The organism is Glycomyces sp. NPDC021274 (genome assembly GCF_040641195.1).
In the GTDB taxonomy this organism is placed as follows: domain Bacteria; phylum Actinomycetota; class Actinomycetes; order Mycobacteriales; family Micromonosporaceae; genus Glycomyces.
In genome coordinates this window covers 43,505-59,281 of the sequence record NZ_JBFADC010000010.1, presented here as the reverse complement: position 1 = coordinate 59,281, position 15,777 = coordinate 43,505, and the positions used below count along the sequence as shown (strand labels likewise).

Genomic DNA, 15,777 nt, shown 5'->3' with positions numbered 1-15,777 from the left:
ACCCGGACTTTCATCGCACCCGAAGCGACCCGGGCGGTAGCAAACCAGCAGTCCACTGGTCCAACCCCGTCGTTCCCGTGGGTCGGGGCATCACAGGTAGGGTTTTCGGCATGCGTTTGTTGGTGGCACGGTGCCAGGTTGATTACACGGGGCGGCTTTCTGCCCATTTGCCCATGGCCACCCGTCTGCTGATTTGGAAGGCGGACGGGAGCGTGCTGGTGCACGCCGACGGGGGGTCGTACAAGCCGCTCAACTGGATGACGCCGCCGTGCACCGTGGTCGAGGGCGCCGCGGAGTGGACGGTGACCTCGAAGAAGACCGGCGACCAACTGAAGATCACCATCGAGGAGGTCTTCCACGACTCGAGCCACGAGCTCGGCGTCGATCCCGGGCTGCAGAAGGACGGCGTCGAGGCGCACCTTCAGGAGCTGCTCGCCGCCGACACCGGGCCGCTCGGGAAGGGCTGGTCGCTGGTGCGCCGCGAGTACCCGACCGCGATCGGGCCCGTGGACCTCATGTGCCGCGACTCCGACGGGAAGCACGTCGCCGTGGAGATCAAGCGGCAGGGCGGCATCGACGGGGTCGAGCAGTTGACCCGGTACCTCGAGCTGCTCAACCGCGACCCGCTCCTCGCCCCGGTCGACGGCGTCTTCGCCGCCCAGGCCATCAAGCCCCAGGCCCGGGTCCTCGCCGAGGACCGCGGCATCCGCTGCGTGGTCCTGGACTACGACGACCTGCGCGGGGCGGTCGACGAGAGCCAGCCCAGGTTGTTCTGAGACGACGAGTAAGGGCCGCAACGCATTCGCGTTGCGGCCCTTACTGTTTCAGGGACTACTCAGAGAGCTCGGCCTGGAGGCGATCCCACTCGGCCTCGCAGTCCGCTTCGGTCAGGAGGCCTTCGCCTGCCTCGACGCACTCCTGGATCGAGTCCTCCTTGATCGTGTCGCCCGCGTCCTCGAGCAGGTCGACGACGATGATGTTCCAGACGATCGAGCCGGCGATCGCGAGCACGGCGAGGACCAGGCCGGTGCCGCCGGTGCCTTTGCCCTTGCCGCCGCGCGAGCCCGCTTTGGCGAGGGCGATGATGGCGAAGATCAACGCGATGACGCCGATGATGATGCTGCCGATGTTGAGCAGCGGGATCCAGAAGCCGGCGATCGCGACGATGCCGAGCACAAGCGCGGTCACGCCGAAGCCGTTGCCCTGCTTGACGGGGACGGGCTGCTGCTGCATGGGCGCCGGGGCGGGCTGATAAGCCACGGGATAACTCCTATTGATGTCGATCGATCGGGTTGCTCGGGCGGAACAGCATGCAGTCTAAGGCAATGGTGCAAATCGGCACCGGGCGCACAGCTCGCCCATTCCCGAGATTCCGCTCACTGCGCCCGATCAGAACAGGACAATCACCGAACGTGTGTGTCCGAATAGCAATTACACCGTGGAGCCGCTACTCGACTCTGCGCAGTCGCAGAGTGGCGGAGTCCCAATCGACGCCGCCCCATTGCAGTGGCAGGCCGAGCACGTTCAGTGTCGCTCCCCAGTGGACTTCGCCGGTGTCCTCGTCGAGCCAGCGCGAGTCGGACGCGACCCCCTCGGGCCGCAGCGGCGGCAGCGGCCGGTTGCAGTGCCACGGGGTCTTGAACGCCAGCACCGCGATCTGGTCCCCTCGCACGTACTGCACGCCGGTGAGCGGGGAGCTCTCCGGGTCGCCGAGCCGGTACTGCACGCCGTGCTGCACGACCGGCCGCAACCGCTTGTACCGCGCCACAAGCTCGGTGGCCACGTCCAGCTCGGTCTCCGTCCACTCGGTCAGGTTGCCGCCCACCGCGAGCACGCCCGCGCTGGCGACGTGGAAGCGGAACCGCAGCGAGGTGGTGCGCTGGTTGAAGCCACTGGGTTCGTCGGTGATCCAGGTGTCCATGGCGCGCGCGGGGTAGGCCTGACTGAAGCCGTACTGGATGGCGATGCGGTCGCCGGCGTCGGTGTTGTCGGAGGTCCAGACCTGGTCGACGTGGCGGAGCATGCCGGGGTCGACGCGGCCGCCGCCGCCCGCGCAGCCTTCGATGCGCACGTTCGGGTGCTCGGCGCGCAGGCGTGCTTTGAGCGCGTAGACCGCTTCGACGTGCTCGAACCAGGCCCGGTCGGGGTCGGTCGAGTCGGGGCGGCCGACTTCGGTCCAGGGCCGGTTGTGGTCCCATTTGAGGTAGTCGATGTCGTTGCCGCTCAATAGCGCATCGAGCCAGGCGAAGGCCCAGGCGGCGACTTCGGGGCGGCCGTAGTCGAGGACGAGCTGCTGCCGCAGTTCGGTGCGGTCGCGTCCGGCCTGGTGCAGGACCCAGTCGGGGTGGGCGCGGTAGAGGTCGGAGTCGGGGTTCACCATCTCGGGTTCGACCCAGATCCCGAATTTCATGCCGGCCGAGTGGACGGCGTCGATCAGGGGCCCGAGGCCATCGGGGAACCGGTCGGGGTTGGGCCACCAGTCGCCGAGGCCGGCGTGGTCGGTGACGCGCCGCCCGAACCAGCCGTCGTCCACGACGAACTGCTCGCAGCCGATGCGCGCGGCGAGGTCCACGAGCGGCAGCTGCTTCTCCTCGGCCACATCGAAGAACACGGCCTCCCAGGAGTTGAACAGGACGGGCGCGTCCTCGTCGGGGGTGGGCATGACGTGGCGGCGCAGGTGCTCGTGCCAGGCGCGGGAGGCCCCGCCGAAGCCGTCGGCGGTGCAGAGGCCGGAGTAGACGGGGGTCGTCCAGGTCTCGCCGTCCCGCAGGGTCCAGCGCAGGCCCTCGTGTCCGGCGCCGCCGGTGATCGACACGCGCCCTTGGGCGGAGCGACGCAGCAGCACCCGCCACGAGCCCGACCAGGCGAGGTTCGTGGAGTAGACGGTGCCGGCGGTCTCGGTGGCGGTGCCGTCGTCGAGGGCGACCCAGGGGTTGGCCTGATGGCTGGTGCCGCCGCGCCGCGAGCCGATCGCGGTCTCGCCCACGGGGAGCGGGACGCGCCGCAGCTGCCACTCCGCGGCCCATTCGCCGCTCAGGTGGGAGAGCCGGTAATCGCCCCAGTGCGGGACAGTCCAGGCGGCAGAGTCGAAGCGGGTTATCTCGACCAAGGGAGCAGAGTCGAAGCGGGTCAGTTCGACCGGGGCGGCGTCGAGGGAGGCCCAGCGGTCGAGCACGCCGGTGTCCCACAGCCGGTAGTGCAGGGTGAGCGCCAGGGTCCGGTCGGTGAAGCGGATCGCGAGGTGGTCGCCCTCCACAGCGTTTTCTTCGATCGTATGGTCGGCGTAGTTCCAGGCGAAGCCCTTGGCGCCGTCCGGGTGCCGCAGCTGCAGGGACGGGGTCGCGAACTGCGGTCCGAGCTCGCCGAGGAGCTCGGCGCCGGTGTGGAGCCGGTCGTCCCACGAGTAGGCCTCGCGCCATTCGACCGCGAGCGAGGCGACGGCCTCGTCGGGGATCGCGGGGCCCCAGTGGAGCTGGCGGGGCAGGCCGCCTTGGAGGCCGACGACGTAGGAGAGGCCGGGCCCGGTGAGGTGCCAGGTGCGGGCGGCTTCGTCGAAGCGGATGGGCATTGCAGTCTCCTCAAGATCAAGATCGGCTCCAGTCTGCACCGGGAGCCGCCCCGCATAGAAACCGGTATCATGCCTTAGGACGGGCCCGAGTTGCCCCGATCTTCACGCGACCGCAACCGCCGCGTCACTCCGAAGGGCCCGCCGCAGGTGGTGAACGGGCACGTGGGAGCGGCATGCAAGACTATTGGCATGCTTCACGCGGTGGTCCCCGCGGGCGGTTCCGGAACTCGGCTCTGGCCCCTGTCTCGCGCGCAACGGCCCAAGTTCCTGCTGCCCCTCACGGGCACCGACTCGTCGTTGCTGCAATCGACCGTCGAACGGGCGCGGCTGCTGTCCGACCCCGACCACGTCTACGTCGTCACGGGCGCGGCCCACGCCGTCGACGTGGCCCGCCAGCTGCCCGACGTCCCCGGCGACAACATCCTCGTCGAGCCCTCGCCGCGCGACTCCGCCGCCGCGATCAGCCTCGCCGCGGCCGTCATCGCCGAGCGCGACCCGGCCGCGATCATGGGCTCGTTCGCCGCCGACCACCTCGTGCTCGACGGCGAGGCGTTCGCCAAGACCGTCGCCAAGGCGATGGAGCTGGCCTCCACAGGCCTCCTCATGACCATCGGCATCAACCCCACCGGCCCTGACACCGGTTTCGGCTACCTGCGGCTCGGTCCCGCCGTGGGCCCCGGCTACCAGCTCGGGGCGTTCGTCGAGAAGCCCGACCAGGTCTCGGCGGTCGAGTACGTCTCGGCCGGGAACTACCTGTGGAACGCCGGCATGTTCGTGTGGCGCGTCGACGTCTACCTCGCCGAGCTCAAGCGGCACCGGCCCGCCCTGCACGACGCGGTGCGCACCCTCGCCGCCGCCTGGGACTCCAACCGCCGCGAGGCCCTGTTCGCGCAGTTGTGGCCGACCCTCGAGAAGATCTCGATCGACTACGCCGTCATGGAGCCCGCCGCCGCCGCGGGCAAAGTCGGCGTCGTCCCCGGCGACTTCGAATGGCACGACGTGGGCGACTACAACACCCTCGGCCAGGTCCTCAAGGCCAACGACAAGGTCGGCAACGTCGTCGTCGAGCCGCGCGGCTCCGGCCAGACGCTCCTGACCGAGTCGAAGCGGAACGTGGTCGTCCCGGCCGCCGGGCGGCTCATCGCCACCGTCGGCGTCGACGACCTCATCATCGTCGACACGCCGGACGCACTCCTGGTGTGCCCCAGAGACAGGGCCCAGGAGGTCAAAGGCCTGGTCGAGGAACTCAAGCAGGCCAACCGAACCGATCTGGTCTAATGGCGCGCATGAAGCTCGGGTCACGCCAACGGTCGGTCCTCGCCGGCCTGCTCCTCGCCCTCGCGATCACGGTCATCGCGGTCGCACTGTCCCAGTGGCTGTTCGGGGTCGGCCTCGACCCGCGCGACGACACCCTCCGCCGCGCCGCCGGGATCGGCTACAACGACGAGGCCCGCAGCACGCTCTTCTCGATCCTCCCGGTCGCCCTGCCAGCACTTGCGGCGTTCCTCGCCCCCGACACGCGACCCGGACGGGTGACAAAGCGCCTTACCCGTCTCGTTTATGTCGCCTACCTCGTTATCGGTGTACTGCTGGCACTGTCGGCAGCCCGGTACGGATTCGACGATGCCAGGCAGCTGATTGAGGAAGGACAGGTCTTCATCGACACCCGCGCCGCCGTGGAGCGACTACTGCTCGACGCGGTGTGGTTGACATTGGCCGGAATCGGCCTCGTCTCGGTGCGATGGAACGGAACTCGCGAGCGATCCTCCACTCCTGGACCTGTCAAGACAAGTCCCCCACAAGCGTGAGTCTGAGGGGTCCTTCCATCATTCAGTTCACTGTGCGCTATCGTCTGATATCGAACCGTGACCGAATAGCGATGAGCACTCATCGTCCATAGCGACGAGTAATGGCGGTGCGGCCCCATCTACAGGCCGCCCGCCGGCACCGGGCTTCACCAAGAAGCACAACCATGCAGGACAGGCACCAGCGGACGACCGGCTCGTCCGCAGCAGGGCCGTACGCGTTTCAGGGGAGGGGACGCGTCCAGCCCGCCATCCGCATCCCGGTGCAGCGCAAGTGATTGCAAGGGGGGAGCACCGGTTCTGCCGGTGCGCGAACGAGGAGGCGGACGCATATGGACGGCCGTGACTACTTGGCCGACCTGTTGGGTAACGTTCCGGAGTGGCAGGCTCGCGCATTGTGCGCGCAGACCGATCCGGAGGCGTTCTTCCCCGAAAAAGGGGGGTCCACGCGCGATGCGAAACGCATCTGCGCGCGGTGCGAGGTCAAAGAGAACTGTCTGCAGTACGCACTCGACCACGATGAGCGCTTCGGCATCTGGGGCGGGCTCTCCGAACGGGAGCGCCGCAAGATCAAGCGCCAGGCGCGCGAAGCGGCACGGCGGCGCACCGAGCGCCTGCCGGTGGTGGTGTGTTTCCCGAGCCCGATGATCAACCCCGCGCTGGCGACGGAGGTCGTCTTCGCGGCCGAGCAGCGCCATGCCGAGCCGGTCCTGGTCGGCGGCGGCATCGGCGCCCAGGTGGGCCTGCTGGAGGAGCTGGTCGGCGCCCGCATGCCCGCTCCGGTCGGCGAACTCGCGGAGGAACCGGTCGTGCAGGAGCGCATCCCGGTCGCCGCATAAGCACGTCCCTACGAGCGAGCGGCGGGGGCGGGACACCGAAGTCCCGCCCCTGCGCCGCCGCAACAGCCCGTCCCGCGAACATGAAACAGGATATTCCCGATTTGTCCCCTTAGGGGACCCCTGATATAACACTACGTCGCCGGTATGACACCGATCGTTTCGAACAAGAAGCGAACCGACCTCAGAACTCCAGGTCCTCGGGCGGCAGGTTCAGCAGCGACGCGAGCTGCTCGGCCAGCACCGACCGCACCAGCCCCTCCATCTCGGACTTGCCCTCGGCCCGCAGCTCGATGGGCCTGCGGTACAGCACGATCCGCGGCGAGGCCGCGATCGTGCCCGGCTGCGCCGGGTACAGCTTCGCGAGCGGCACCCCGCGGTCCTCCACGATGTCGGCGTCGTAATGCTGCGACTCCGGCGGCACCTCGTCGACGGCGAACTCGATATGCCGCAAATCGGTGAACTTCGACCCCAGCGTGTCCGCGAGGCGGCGCTCGATCGCGGCCACCGAATCCATCACCAGCGCGTCGAACTGCTCGACGGGCGTGCGACGCAGCGGCAGCGCGCGGGGCGCCAACGGCCCCCGCATCCCCCGTCCGTGTCGATCTCTGCGCATGGGGAAACCATAGCGTTCGCGCCCGACGAATTCGGTCCCCGCGATCGCGATCCGGACAATTCCGCATCGGACCACAGTTCAGCGCCGCTGACTTCGCCACCGCGAGTGGTAGTTTCGTGGGGTGAGGTCGGATCGGCGTTGCTCCCGGAACGGCTGCCGCCAGCCTGCGGTGGCCACTTTGACATATATCTACTCGGATTCGACGGCTGTGGTCGGCCCGCTCTCCACGACGCGGGAACCCCACAGCTATGACCTGTGTGATGCGCATGCCCGGCGCCTCACCGTGCCCCATGGTTGGGAACTGGTCCGCCATCAAGGCGATTACACGGTGCCCATGCCCACCGACGACGACCTGGTCGCCCTGGCCAACGCCGTGCGGGAAGCCGCCGTGGGCGACAGGCACGAGCTCGAGCCGCCCGAAGCGGCCCCGATGGCAGGGGGCCGGTACGACGAGGCCGATGCGTCTCCGCGCCAAGGGCTCCGCCCCGCCGCGCCCCAGATCGGTGCCAGGCGTCACCTCCGGGTGGTGTCCGGCGACGAGGACCTACAGCGCTAGTCTCGTCACGGGGCGGTCTCCTGCGACGGTGCCGATGCACGGCTCGCAAGCAGCCTTGGCGATGCTCATTCATGGCTCGCAAGCAGCCTTGGCGAAGCTTGCGAGCCATGAATGAGCATCGCCGAGAGTGCCGGACGTCTCCCCACCGGACCCGCAACACCGGAAAGGCGGCAACTGAGTGGCACCCAGACTCAGCGATTTCGTGAAGGCCTACGACGTGCGCGGACTCGTCGGTTCGCAGCTCACTCCCGAGGTCATGGAGGCCATCGGCGCGGCCGCAGTGGCCGTCACCGGTGAAAGGACCTGGGCCGTCGGGCACGACATGCGCGACTCCGGCCCCGGCTTCGCCGAAGCCTTCGCGCGCGGCGCGACCGGGATGGGCGCCGACGTCATCGAGGCCGGGCTGTGCTCGACCGACATGCTCTACTTCATCGCCGGGCAGCGGAACGTCGCCGGCGCGATGCTCACCGCCAGCCACAATCCGGCCGAGTACAACGGCCTGAAGCTGTGCCTGCCGGGCGCGCGTCCGATCGGCCTCGACACCGGTCTCGCCGAGATCCGCGACAAGGCCCAGGCCATCCTCGACGCCGGCCAGGATCTCGCCTCGATCGTCGAGGAGCCTGAACGGGTCGGCACGGTCACGAAGGAAGACTTCCTCGCGGCCTACGCCGATCACCTGCGCGCGCTCGTCGACCTCTCCGAGATCCGCCCGCTCAAGATCGTGGTCGACGCCGGCAACGGCATGGGCGGGTACACCGTCCCCGCCGTCCTCGGCGACCAGCTCCTCCCCGGGCTGCCGCTGGAGATCGACCCGCTCTACTTCGAACTCGACGGCAGCTTCCCCAACCACGAGGCGAACCCGCTCGAACCGAAGAACATCGTGGACCTCCAGGCCCGCGTCAAGGAGGTCGGCGCCGACCTCGGCCTGGCCTTCGACGGCGACGCCGACCGGTGCTTCGTCGTGGACGCCGACGGCGAGCCGGTCACCCCCTCGGCGATCACCGCGCTCATCGCCACCCGCGAACTCGCGAAGCACCCCGGTTCCGCGGTGTGCCACAACCTGATCACCTCGAAGGCCGTCCCCGAGATCATCGCCGAGCACGGCGGCCGCGCCATGCGCACCCGCGTCGGCCACTCCTACATCAAGGCCGTGATGGCCGAGGAGGACGCGGTCTTCGGCGGCGAGCACTCCGCGCACTACTACTTCCGCGACTTCTGGTTCGCCGACACCGGGATGCTCGCCGCGATGCACGTCCTCGCGGCCGTAGGCGAAGGCGAGCGCAGCGCCTCGGATCTGGCGAACGAGTTCGTCCGCTACGTGCCCTCCGGCGAGATCAACTCGAAGGTCGCCGACCCGCACGCGAAGATCGAAGAGGTCGCCGCGCAGTACGCTGCACGCGAAGGGGTCTCGACCGACCGCCTCGACGGCCTCACGATCAACCTCGAAGACGGCTCGTGGGCCAACCTGCGCCCGTCCAACACCGAACCGCTGCTGCGCCTCAACGCCGAGGGCCCCGACCAGGCGTCCATGGAGCGGCTGCGGGACGACATCCTCCGCACCGTAAGGAACTAGCCCATGCCCGCCACCGCGCCCAAGCCAGTGCTCCTCGAACTGCTGCGCTGCCCTGAGCCACACCACGCCCCGCTCTCGTACGACCGCGAGGCGAACGCGCTCACCTGCTCGGAGTGCGCCAAGGTCTTCCGGGTCGAGGACGGCATCCCCGTGATGCTCCTCGACGGCCCGGAATAGCCCGCACCGCTCGGCTCCCGGGCCGAAGAGTGCGCGCAACAGCGCGGCAGGATCTGCAAGCAGTGACGCGGCGGCGCACGAGCCGCCGGAGGCCGCCTCCACGGGGCCCGCGGGTCGTGAAAGCGGCTGCTCGGCAGCGCTTGCGAGCCGTGAACATGTACTGCCCGGCAATGAAGTGAACCGTCGAGGCCGCACCGGCCAAGGAGGAGTACAGCATGGGTCTTGAGGACGACGGCCTCGCCGGGATCACCGGCGACCGGCTCCCCGACGAGCGTCGCATCGAAGGCGACCTCAGCGAGTCCATCCGGCCCGGCGGCGCCCTGTGGGCCCTCGCCTCGGCCGGGCCGCAGCTGCGCGAATCGGCCGCGCTCGCCGCCGACGCCGGCCTCACCGCGCTCGCCGAGGAGGGCCGCCCCCGGGCGGTCGTCGTCGCGGGCGTCGGCACCGCCGCGCGCACCGGAGACATCCTCGCCACCGTGGCCGGGCCGCGCTGCCCCGTGCCGATCCTCGGGCACCGGTCCGCCGGCGTCCCCGGCTGGGTCGGTGCGGCCGACGTGGTCATCGCCGTCTCGGCTTCGGGACGCAGCCCGGAGGCGCTCGCCGCCGCCGAGGCCGCCGCGCGCCGCGGCGCGCGACTGGTCGCCATCGGCGCCCCCGACTCGGAGCTCCAGGCCCTCGCCGAGCGCGCCCGCGCCTCGTTCGTGGCCGTGCCGCGCCGCGCCCCGGCGCGCCTGAGCCTGTGGGCGCTCACCGTCCCGGTCCTCATGGCCGCCAGGGAACTCGGGCTCGTGAACCTCGTGGAAGCCGACATCGCCGAGACCGCGCGGCGGCTCGACGAGGACGCCGAACGCTGCCGTCCCGACGCCGACGCGTACGTCAACCCGGCGAAGGAGCTCGCGATGAACCTGGCCGGGTCGATCCCGGTCATCTGGGGATCGAGCCCGCTCGCGGGCGTCGCGGCCCGCCGCTTCGGCGACATGCTCGCCGCGAACTCCCGCTACCCGGTGGTCTCCGGTGAGCTCGGCGAGGTCGGCCGCGGCCGCGTGGGCCTCCTCGACGGCGTGTTCGGCTCGCTCGCCGAGGGGCAGACGGACATCTTCGCCGACCCCGAGGACGCCGAGCTGACCCGCCTGCGGATCGTGCTCATGCGCGACGACGGCCTCGACGGCGACGACACCGGCCCCATGCCGGACGTGCGCCGGGCCGAAGCCGTGGCCGACCTGGCCTCGCGCCGCGGCGTCCGCTGCGACGTGCTCCCCGCCGAGGGCGGCTGCTCGCTCGAGCGGCTCGCCTCGCTCATCGCCGTCCCCGACTTCGCGTCGGTGTACCTGGCGCTCGCCCACGGCCTCGACCCGATGCGGGTCCCGGCCGTCTCCGAGATGAAGGACGCCACCCTCGGGGCCGAATAGCGGATCCGCAAGGGCCGCAACGCTTGCAGGGCCGCGGACGGCGATGCCGTCCGCGGCCTGCCGCGTCCCGCGCTCAGACGGGCCGGGGTGGCGGGACGCGCGAGCCGAACCGTTAGAGTTGAGGCCTTCAACCCGAACAGTGAGGAGCGGCGGTGCAGGGGCTCTACGGTGTCATCCGCAACTACGCGTGGGGATCGCAAGTCGACATCGCCCAGTTGCAGGGCCGGGAGGTCCCAGCCGACCTCCCCGAAGCCGAGGAATGGCTCGGCGCCCACCACAGCGCCCCCTCGACCCTCCACGACGGCCGTCCCCTGGACGACGCCATCGCCTCCGCGCCCGCCGCGATGCTCGGCCCGCGCGTGCTCGACCGCTTCGGCCCGAAACTGCCGTTCCTGATGAAGCTGCTCGCGGCCGGGAAGCCCCTGTCACTCCAGGCGCACCCGAACCTGCGCCAGGCCAACTCGGGCCACCAGCGCGAAATGCGCATCGGCATCGACGCGGCCTACCGCAACTACGTGGACGACAACCACAAGCCCGAACTCCTGGTGGCGCTCACCGAGTTCCGCGCGATGTGCGGCTTCCGCGACCCGCTCGCGGCCGCCGCCGACATCGAAGTGCTCGGCGTCCCCGAGCTCGCGGCGCTGTGCTCCACCTTGCGCGACCCGAAGGCCGGCCTGCGCCGGGCCGTCCCTGACCTGCTGGGGCTCGGGCGCGAGGAGTGCCGGGGCATCATCGACGCCGCCGCGAAGGCGGCCTCGGAGCAGGGCACCGCAGACGCAGCCGACCTTGTGAACCTGGCCCGCTCGTACCCGGACGACCCGGGCGTCCTGGTGAGCCTGCTGCTCAACCACATCACGCTCCAGCCCGGCGAGGCCGTGTACATGCCCGCGGGGAACCTGCACGCGTACCTCAACGGGTTCGGCGTGGAGATCATGGCCGCCAGCGACAACGTGCTGCGCGGCGGCCTCACGAACAAGCGCGTGGACGTGCCGGAGCTGCTGCGGGTCCTGGACTTCAACGCGATCGACGAGCCGCGCGCGATCGTCGAGGACGATGGCCCCGTGCGCTCGTGGCCGGTCCCGATCGAGGACTTCCTGCTGCGGCGCGTCGCACTCACGGGCGAGCCGATCCGGATCGACGTCGACGGCCCGCGGATCTGCCTGAGCACCGGCGGCAACGTCATCGTCGCCGACGACGAGGGAGAAGTGGCCCTCTCCCCCGGCCGCGCGGCGTTCTCGCCCGGCACGGCCGGTCCGGTCGTCGCGAGCGGCGAAGGCGAACTGTTCATCGCCAGCGCTTAGCGCCCCAGAGCGAAGGAACGGTCCCGGCGTCTGCACGCCGGGGCCGTTCCATTTGAGCAGCAGGAATGCTTCGCGTACTAGGCGAGCTTCTTCTGCACGTCGATGTCGCGGCAGAAGCGCCGGTAGCCGACGGCCTCGTTGATGGCGATCATGTGGTTGTTGGACTCGGCGTTCCAGGTATGCACGTACCGGAGCTTCGGCCGGTACTCGCGCAGCAGGCGCTGGTTGGCGATCTTGAGGATCGTGCCGAGCCGCTTGCCGCGGTGGGCCGGGTCCACGATCGTGTCGTTCTGGCCCGCGTGGAGTTCGCTGCCGGGGAACACGAGGATGTCGGTCATCCCCGCGACCTCGCCGGACTCGACGTGCCGGACGGCGGCGGCGAGCTGGAGTTCGCCGCGGTCGGCGCGCACGAGCTCCTCGTTGCGGACCCGTTCGACGTCGAAGACGGCCGGTCGGATGTCCAGCTCCTCGCCCATCGGCGGGTCGGTGTACATGCGGGCGCGCATGGCGGCGATGCCCTCGACGATGTCCTCGGGGGCGTGGTTGACCCACTGGACGAGCTCGTACCCGGCGGCCTTGTCCCAGGCGTCGACGTAGAGGCTCGCGAGGTCGTCGTCATCGACGGCGAAGAGGTCGTTGCGGCGGTGGATCTCGTTGTCGACGGCCGCGTAGCCGCGGGCCTTGGCGAACTCGCGGCCGGCGTGGTCCACCGTCGGCGCGTCCTCGACGGTCTCGGCGACGCCGCTGAGGATCGTGTCGCGGCCGAGTTCGGCGACGCGCTGCTCGGTGAATTCGAGGAGGCGCGTGCCGATGCCGCGGCGGCGGCGGTCGGGGTGGACTTCGAGCTCGACGCTGGCGAGGTGCTGGTTGTCCTTGAGGTAGCAGACCAGTTCCACGGCGCCGGCGATCAGCCCGTCGACGCGGGCGGCGTAGCGCTCCACGGAGACGGCGGAGGGATAGAGGAGGAGGCGCAGCCGCTGGTGAGCGGGGCTGTAGGGCGCGTCGCCAGGGCGGTCGTGCGCGATGACGGCGTTCTGCATGGCGATCCACGCCCCGACGAGTTCGGTGTCGAGGGGATCGATCTGGGTGATGTCGATGTCGCTCATTTGCCCTGTACGGTCCCGCATTCCGGGACTGAGCGCAATCGAATTTCGGAACCGGGTGGGCACAAAAATGTGCCGGGCGGCCACCCCAGACCGCCCGGCACTCCCCCCGGTTTGGTATTCCCCGGCGTCTCGGTGATGGTTCCGGACCCTGTGGGCCCTCCGCATCTCCGTGACGCTGTGTATCTGCAATATTACCCACAGCCTCGGCAGTGTCAAGCCGAAACACGCGTTGCCGGAAAAAAATTTTCCGCGGCCTCGAAACAGTGGTCCGAGCAACAGGCCCTGCCCCGAACGAGAGTGCTCCAAGCAGCCTCGGCAGTGGCGTTCTTCAGGTCTTCGAGGCGCGGCGCGTAGCATTTCTGCCATGACGAACACGCTGCGTGCCGACGACTACAAGGTTGCCGACCTCAAGCTGGCCGACTTCGGCCGCCATGAGATCCGCTTGGCCGAACACGAGATGCCCGGCCTCATGGCCTTGCGCGAGCGTTACGGCGCGTCCCGCCCGCTGGAGGGTGCCCGCATCACCGGGTCGCTACACATGACGATCCAGACCGCCGTGCTCATCGAGACGCTCACGGCGCTCGGCGCCCGGGTCCGCTGGGCCTCGTGCAACATCTTCTCCACTCAGGACCACGCCGCCGCCGCGATCGCGGTCGGCCCCGAGGGCACCGCCGAAGCGCCGCAGGGCGTCCCGGTGTTCGCGTGGAAGGGCGAGACCCTCGAGGAGTACTGGTGGTGCACCGAGCGCGCCCTCGACTGGGGCAGTGAGGAGCCGAACCTCATCCTCGACGACGGCGGCGACGCCACGATGCTCGTCGTCAACGGCGCCCGGTACGAGGCCGACGGGGTCGTGCCCGACCTGTCCACCGCCGAGAGCGAGGAGGAGGGCGTCGTGCTGGCGCTGCTCGCCCGCTCCATCAAGGAGGACCCGCAGCGGTACTCCCGCAAGTCCGCCGCGGTCAAGGGCGTCACCGAGGAGACCACCACGGGCGTGCACCGGCTCTACGAGCTGGAGCGCGACGGGCGCCTGCCGTTCCCGGCGATCAACGTGAACGACTCGGTGACCAAGTCGAAGTTCGACAACAAGTACGGCGTGCGGCACTCGCTCATCGACGGCATCAACCGCGCCACCGACGTGCTCATCGGCGGCAAGATCGCGCTGGTCTGCGGCTACGGCGACGTGGGCAAGGGCTCGGCGGAGTCGCTGCGGGGCCAGGGCGCGCGCGTCATCGTCACCGAGGTCGACCCGATCTGCGCGCTGCAGGCGGCGATGGACGGCTACGAAGTGCTGACCCTCGAGGACTCGGTCGAGTACGCCGACATCTTCATCACCACCACCGGCAACCGCGACATCATCACGATCGACCACATGCGCCGCATGAAGCACCAGGCGATCGTCGGCAACATCGGCCACTTCGACAACGAGATCGACATGGCCGGCCTCGCCGCCGAGCCGGGCGTCAAGAAGCTCGAGGTCAAGCCGCAGGTGCACGAGTGGCAGTTCGCCGACGGGCACTCGATCATCGTGCTCAGCGAGGGCCGACTCCTCAACCTGGGCAACGCGACCGGCCACCCCAGCTTCGTGATGAGCAACAGCTTCACGAACCAGGTGCTCGCCCAGATCGAGCTGCACACCCGTCTCGCCGAGTACCCGGTCGGCGTCTACACGCTGCCGAAGAAGCTCGACGAGGAGGTCGCGCGCCTGCACCTCGACGCGCTCGGCGTCAAGCTGACGACCCTCTCGAAGAAGCAGGCCGACTACATCGGCGTGGACGTGGAAGGGCCTTACAAGCCGGACCACTACCGCTACTGACGAAATCCCATACTATATATCCTATAGGATTTGAGCGGTCGGGGCTTCGGCTCGGGCCGCTCTTCGTCGTCTAGAGGACGGCCTTGTTGATCACCGCGCGGGAGATCTTGGCGATCTCCTTGACGATCGCGACCCCCTTGGTGTGGTTGGGGGCCTTGCTGGTCAGGACCGCCATGCGGATGGCAGTCTGGTTCGGCACGTTGATGACGCCGCAGGAGTTCACGACCCACAGGCCGCCGAGCGAGGCGCGGGTGTCCCAGCCGTTCTTGATCCAGACCTTCTCGCCGGTCTTCGCCGCGGCGCTCACTCCCCACGCCTGCACAGCGGCGACGCCGCCCATGAGCCAGCGCGCGTGGTCGGCCTCGGCCTGCGTGACCCGGCCCTTGTAGAGGAGCTGGCCCATGACCCGCAGCTGGTCGGTGGCGTTGGTGGTGGTCAGGCCCCAGCGGCAGTCCGCGGCGGACTTCGTGTACTGCAGGCCGTAGCGCGTGTGCGCCGCCGAGAGGGCGCTGCAGCCGCCCAGGTGGTTGTACACCGTGGTGGTCGACTCGTTGTTGGACCAGATGATCATCTGCCGCGCGTGCTCCCTGATGGCGGTCGGGATCGCAGCGACGCTGCTGTACTTCTCCAGGAGCATCAGGAGGATCTCCATCTTCACGATGGACGCGGTGTCGTGGATCTTGGCCTTGTTGGCGGTGACGAGGCGGGTGCCGCGCGAGACGGCGACGGAGGCCTCGGTCTTGGTCCCGGTGGTGGCCAGGTAGGTGCTGATGCGGGTGGCGAGTTCGGCGGAGAGCTCGGCATCGGTGGGCCCGGCGGCGGAGGCGGTCACCGCGCCGAAGAGGGCGGTCCCGCCGGCGAGGGCGACGGCGGCGGGGATGCCGGCGCGGAGGAAAGTGCGCCGGGAGGGGATGAAGGGGTGTCGTTCGGGGGCTTGCTGCGTCATTGCGCAAGACTATGAAACGGTCTCGCGACTGGTCGCGGCCGGTGCCGCCGTTCGCGTCCGCAGCGGTGCGG

The 15,777-nt window shown here is 69.6% G+C and carries 14 protein-coding genes and 1 pseudogene; 10 read left to right on the top strand and 5 right to left on the bottom strand.

Annotation, left to right across the window (positions count from 1 at the left end):
- Window positions 1–110 precede the first annotated feature (110 nt).
- Window positions 111–776: an endonuclease NucS gene (gene nucS / locus AB0I03_RS20200; protein ID WP_360415024.1), complete on the top strand. Its 666-nt coding sequence runs from the start codon at window positions 111–113 to the stop codon at window positions 774–776.
- A gap of 55 nt (window positions 777–831) precedes the next feature.
- Here the strand turns inward: nucS and AB0I03_RS20195 are convergent, their stop codons facing one another.
- Entirely contained in the window at window positions 832–1,260 is a 429-nt protein-coding gene (locus AB0I03_RS20195) for a hypothetical protein (protein ID WP_360415022.1), read from the bottom strand.
- A gap of 187 nt (window positions 1,261–1,447) precedes the next feature.
- The gene (locus AB0I03_RS20190) at window positions 1,448–3,568 is read right to left on the bottom strand and encodes an alpha-galactosidase (RefSeq protein WP_360415020.1); all 2,121 of its coding nucleotides are present in this window, start codon (window positions 3,566–3,568) and stop codon (window positions 1,448–1,450) included.
- A gap of 189 nt (window positions 3,569–3,757) precedes the next feature.
- On the opposite strand from AB0I03_RS20190, the gene AB0I03_RS20185 reads away from it, so the two are divergent.
- The 3 genes and pseudogenes from AB0I03_RS20185 to AB0I03_RS20175 all read left to right on the top strand — a co-directional run.
- Window positions 3,758–4,846, top strand: a complete 1,089-nt coding sequence (locus tag AB0I03_RS20185; RefSeq protein ID WP_360415018.1) for a sugar phosphate nucleotidyltransferase — start codon at window positions 3,758–3,760, stop codon at window positions 4,844–4,846.
- 8 nt (window positions 4,847–4,854) lie between these two features.
- Entirely contained in the window at window positions 4,855–5,376 is a 522-nt protein-coding gene (locus AB0I03_RS20180) for a hypothetical protein (protein WP_360415016.1), read from the top strand.
- Window positions 5,377–5,705: 329 nt separating this feature from the next.
- Window positions 5,706–5,957 (top strand): annotated as a pseudogene (locus AB0I03_RS20175) (WhiB family transcriptional regulator); the annotation flags it as partial.
- 436 nt (window positions 5,958–6,393) lie between these two features.
- On the opposite strand, the gene AB0I03_RS20170 reads toward AB0I03_RS20175, so the two are convergent.
- Window positions 6,394–6,825, bottom strand: coding sequence for a metallopeptidase family protein (locus AB0I03_RS20170; protein WP_360415014.1), 432 nt, complete (start codon window positions 6,823–6,825; stop codon window positions 6,394–6,396).
- A gap of 121 nt (window positions 6,826–6,946) precedes the next feature.
- Here AB0I03_RS20170 and AB0I03_RS20165 point away from each other — a divergent pair, with 121 nt between their 5' ends.
- From AB0I03_RS20165 to manA, 5 genes are all read left to right on the top strand, one after another.
- The gene (locus AB0I03_RS20165; protein ID WP_360415012.1) at window positions 6,947–7,381 is read left to right on the top strand and encodes a DUF3499 domain-containing protein; all 435 of its coding nucleotides are present in this window, start codon (window positions 6,947–6,949) and stop codon (window positions 7,379–7,381) included.
- Between the two features lie 178 nt (window positions 7,382–7,559).
- On the top strand, window positions 7,560–8,954 hold the full coding sequence (locus AB0I03_RS20160) for a phosphomannomutase/phosphoglucomutase (protein ID WP_360415010.1): 1,395 nt from the start codon (window positions 7,560–7,562) through the stop codon (window positions 8,952–8,954).
- Window positions 8,955–8,957: 3 nt separating this feature from the next.
- Window positions 8,958–9,131 (top strand): Trm112 family protein, encoded by a 174-nt coding sequence (locus AB0I03_RS20155; protein WP_205326859.1) that lies wholly within the window; start codon window positions 8,958–8,960, stop codon window positions 9,129–9,131.
- A gap of 215 nt (window positions 9,132–9,346) precedes the next feature.
- The gene (locus AB0I03_RS20150) at window positions 9,347–10,540 is read left to right on the top strand and encodes an SIS domain-containing protein (RefSeq protein WP_360415008.1); all 1,194 of its coding nucleotides are present in this window, start codon (window positions 9,347–9,349) and stop codon (window positions 10,538–10,540) included.
- 152 nt (window positions 10,541–10,692) lie between these two features.
- The gene (manA, locus tag AB0I03_RS20145; RefSeq protein WP_360415006.1) at window positions 10,693–11,841 is read left to right on the top strand and encodes a mannose-6-phosphate isomerase, class I; all 1,149 of its coding nucleotides are present in this window, start codon (window positions 10,693–10,695) and stop codon (window positions 11,839–11,841) included.
- A gap of 77 nt (window positions 11,842–11,918) precedes the next feature.
- Here manA and AB0I03_RS20140 read toward each other — a convergent pair whose 3' ends face one another.
- Window positions 11,919–12,947: a GNAT family N-acetyltransferase gene (locus AB0I03_RS20140; RefSeq protein WP_360415004.1), complete on the bottom strand. Its 1,029-nt coding sequence runs from the start codon at window positions 12,945–12,947 to the stop codon at window positions 11,919–11,921.
- Window positions 12,948–13,311: 364 nt separating this feature from the next.
- Here AB0I03_RS20140 and ahcY point away from each other — a divergent pair, with 364 nt between their 5' ends.
- A complete protein-coding gene (gene ahcY, locus AB0I03_RS20135) occupies window positions 13,312–14,760 on the top strand; it encodes an adenosylhomocysteinase (protein WP_360415002.1) in 1,449 nt (482 codons plus the stop codon).
- Window positions 14,761–14,830: 70 nt separating this feature from the next.
- Here the strand turns inward: ahcY and AB0I03_RS20130 are convergent, their stop codons facing one another.
- On the bottom strand, window positions 14,831–15,706 hold the full coding sequence (locus AB0I03_RS20130) for a hypothetical protein (protein ID WP_360415000.1): 876 nt from the start codon (window positions 15,704–15,706) through the stop codon (window positions 14,831–14,833).
- Window positions 15,707–15,777 lie beyond the last annotated feature (71 nt).

Excerpts from the sequence above, each read along its gene's own strand:
- AB0I03_RS20170 (WP_360415014.1), bottom strand. The coding sequence starts at position 6,825 with ATGCGCAGAGATCGACACGGACGGGGGATGCGGGGGCCGTTGGCGCCC.
- nucS (WP_360415024.1), top strand. The coding sequence starts at position 111 with ATGCGTTTGTTGGTGGCACGGTGCCAGGTTGATTACACGGGGCGGCTT.
- ahcY (WP_360415002.1), top strand. The coding sequence starts at position 13,312 with ATGACGAACACGCTGCGTGCCGACGACTACAAGGTTGCCGACCTCAAG.
- AB0I03_RS20180 (WP_360415016.1), top strand. The coding sequence starts at position 4,855 with ATGAAGCTCGGGTCACGCCAACGGTCGGTCCTCGCCGGCCTGCTCCTC.
- AB0I03_RS20130 (WP_360415000.1), bottom strand. The coding sequence starts at position 15,706 with ATGACGCAGCAAGCCCCCGAACGACACCCCTTCATCCCCTCCCGGCGC.
- AB0I03_RS20150 (WP_360415008.1), top strand. The coding sequence starts at position 9,347 with ATGGGTCTTGAGGACGACGGCCTCGCCGGGATCACCGGCGACCGGCTC.
- AB0I03_RS20140 (WP_360415004.1), bottom strand. The coding sequence starts at position 12,947 with ATGAGCGACATCGACATCACCCAGATCGATCCCCTCGACACCGAACTC.
- AB0I03_RS20190 (WP_360415020.1), bottom strand. The coding sequence starts at position 3,568 with ATGCCCATCCGCTTCGACGAAGCCGCCCGCACCTGGCACCTCACCGGG.
- AB0I03_RS20185 (WP_360415018.1), top strand. The coding sequence starts at position 3,758 with ATGCTTCACGCGGTGGTCCCCGCGGGCGGTTCCGGAACTCGGCTCTGG.
- AB0I03_RS20155 (WP_205326859.1), top strand. The coding sequence starts at position 8,958 with ATGCCCGCCACCGCGCCCAAGCCAGTGCTCCTCGAACTGCTGCGCTGC.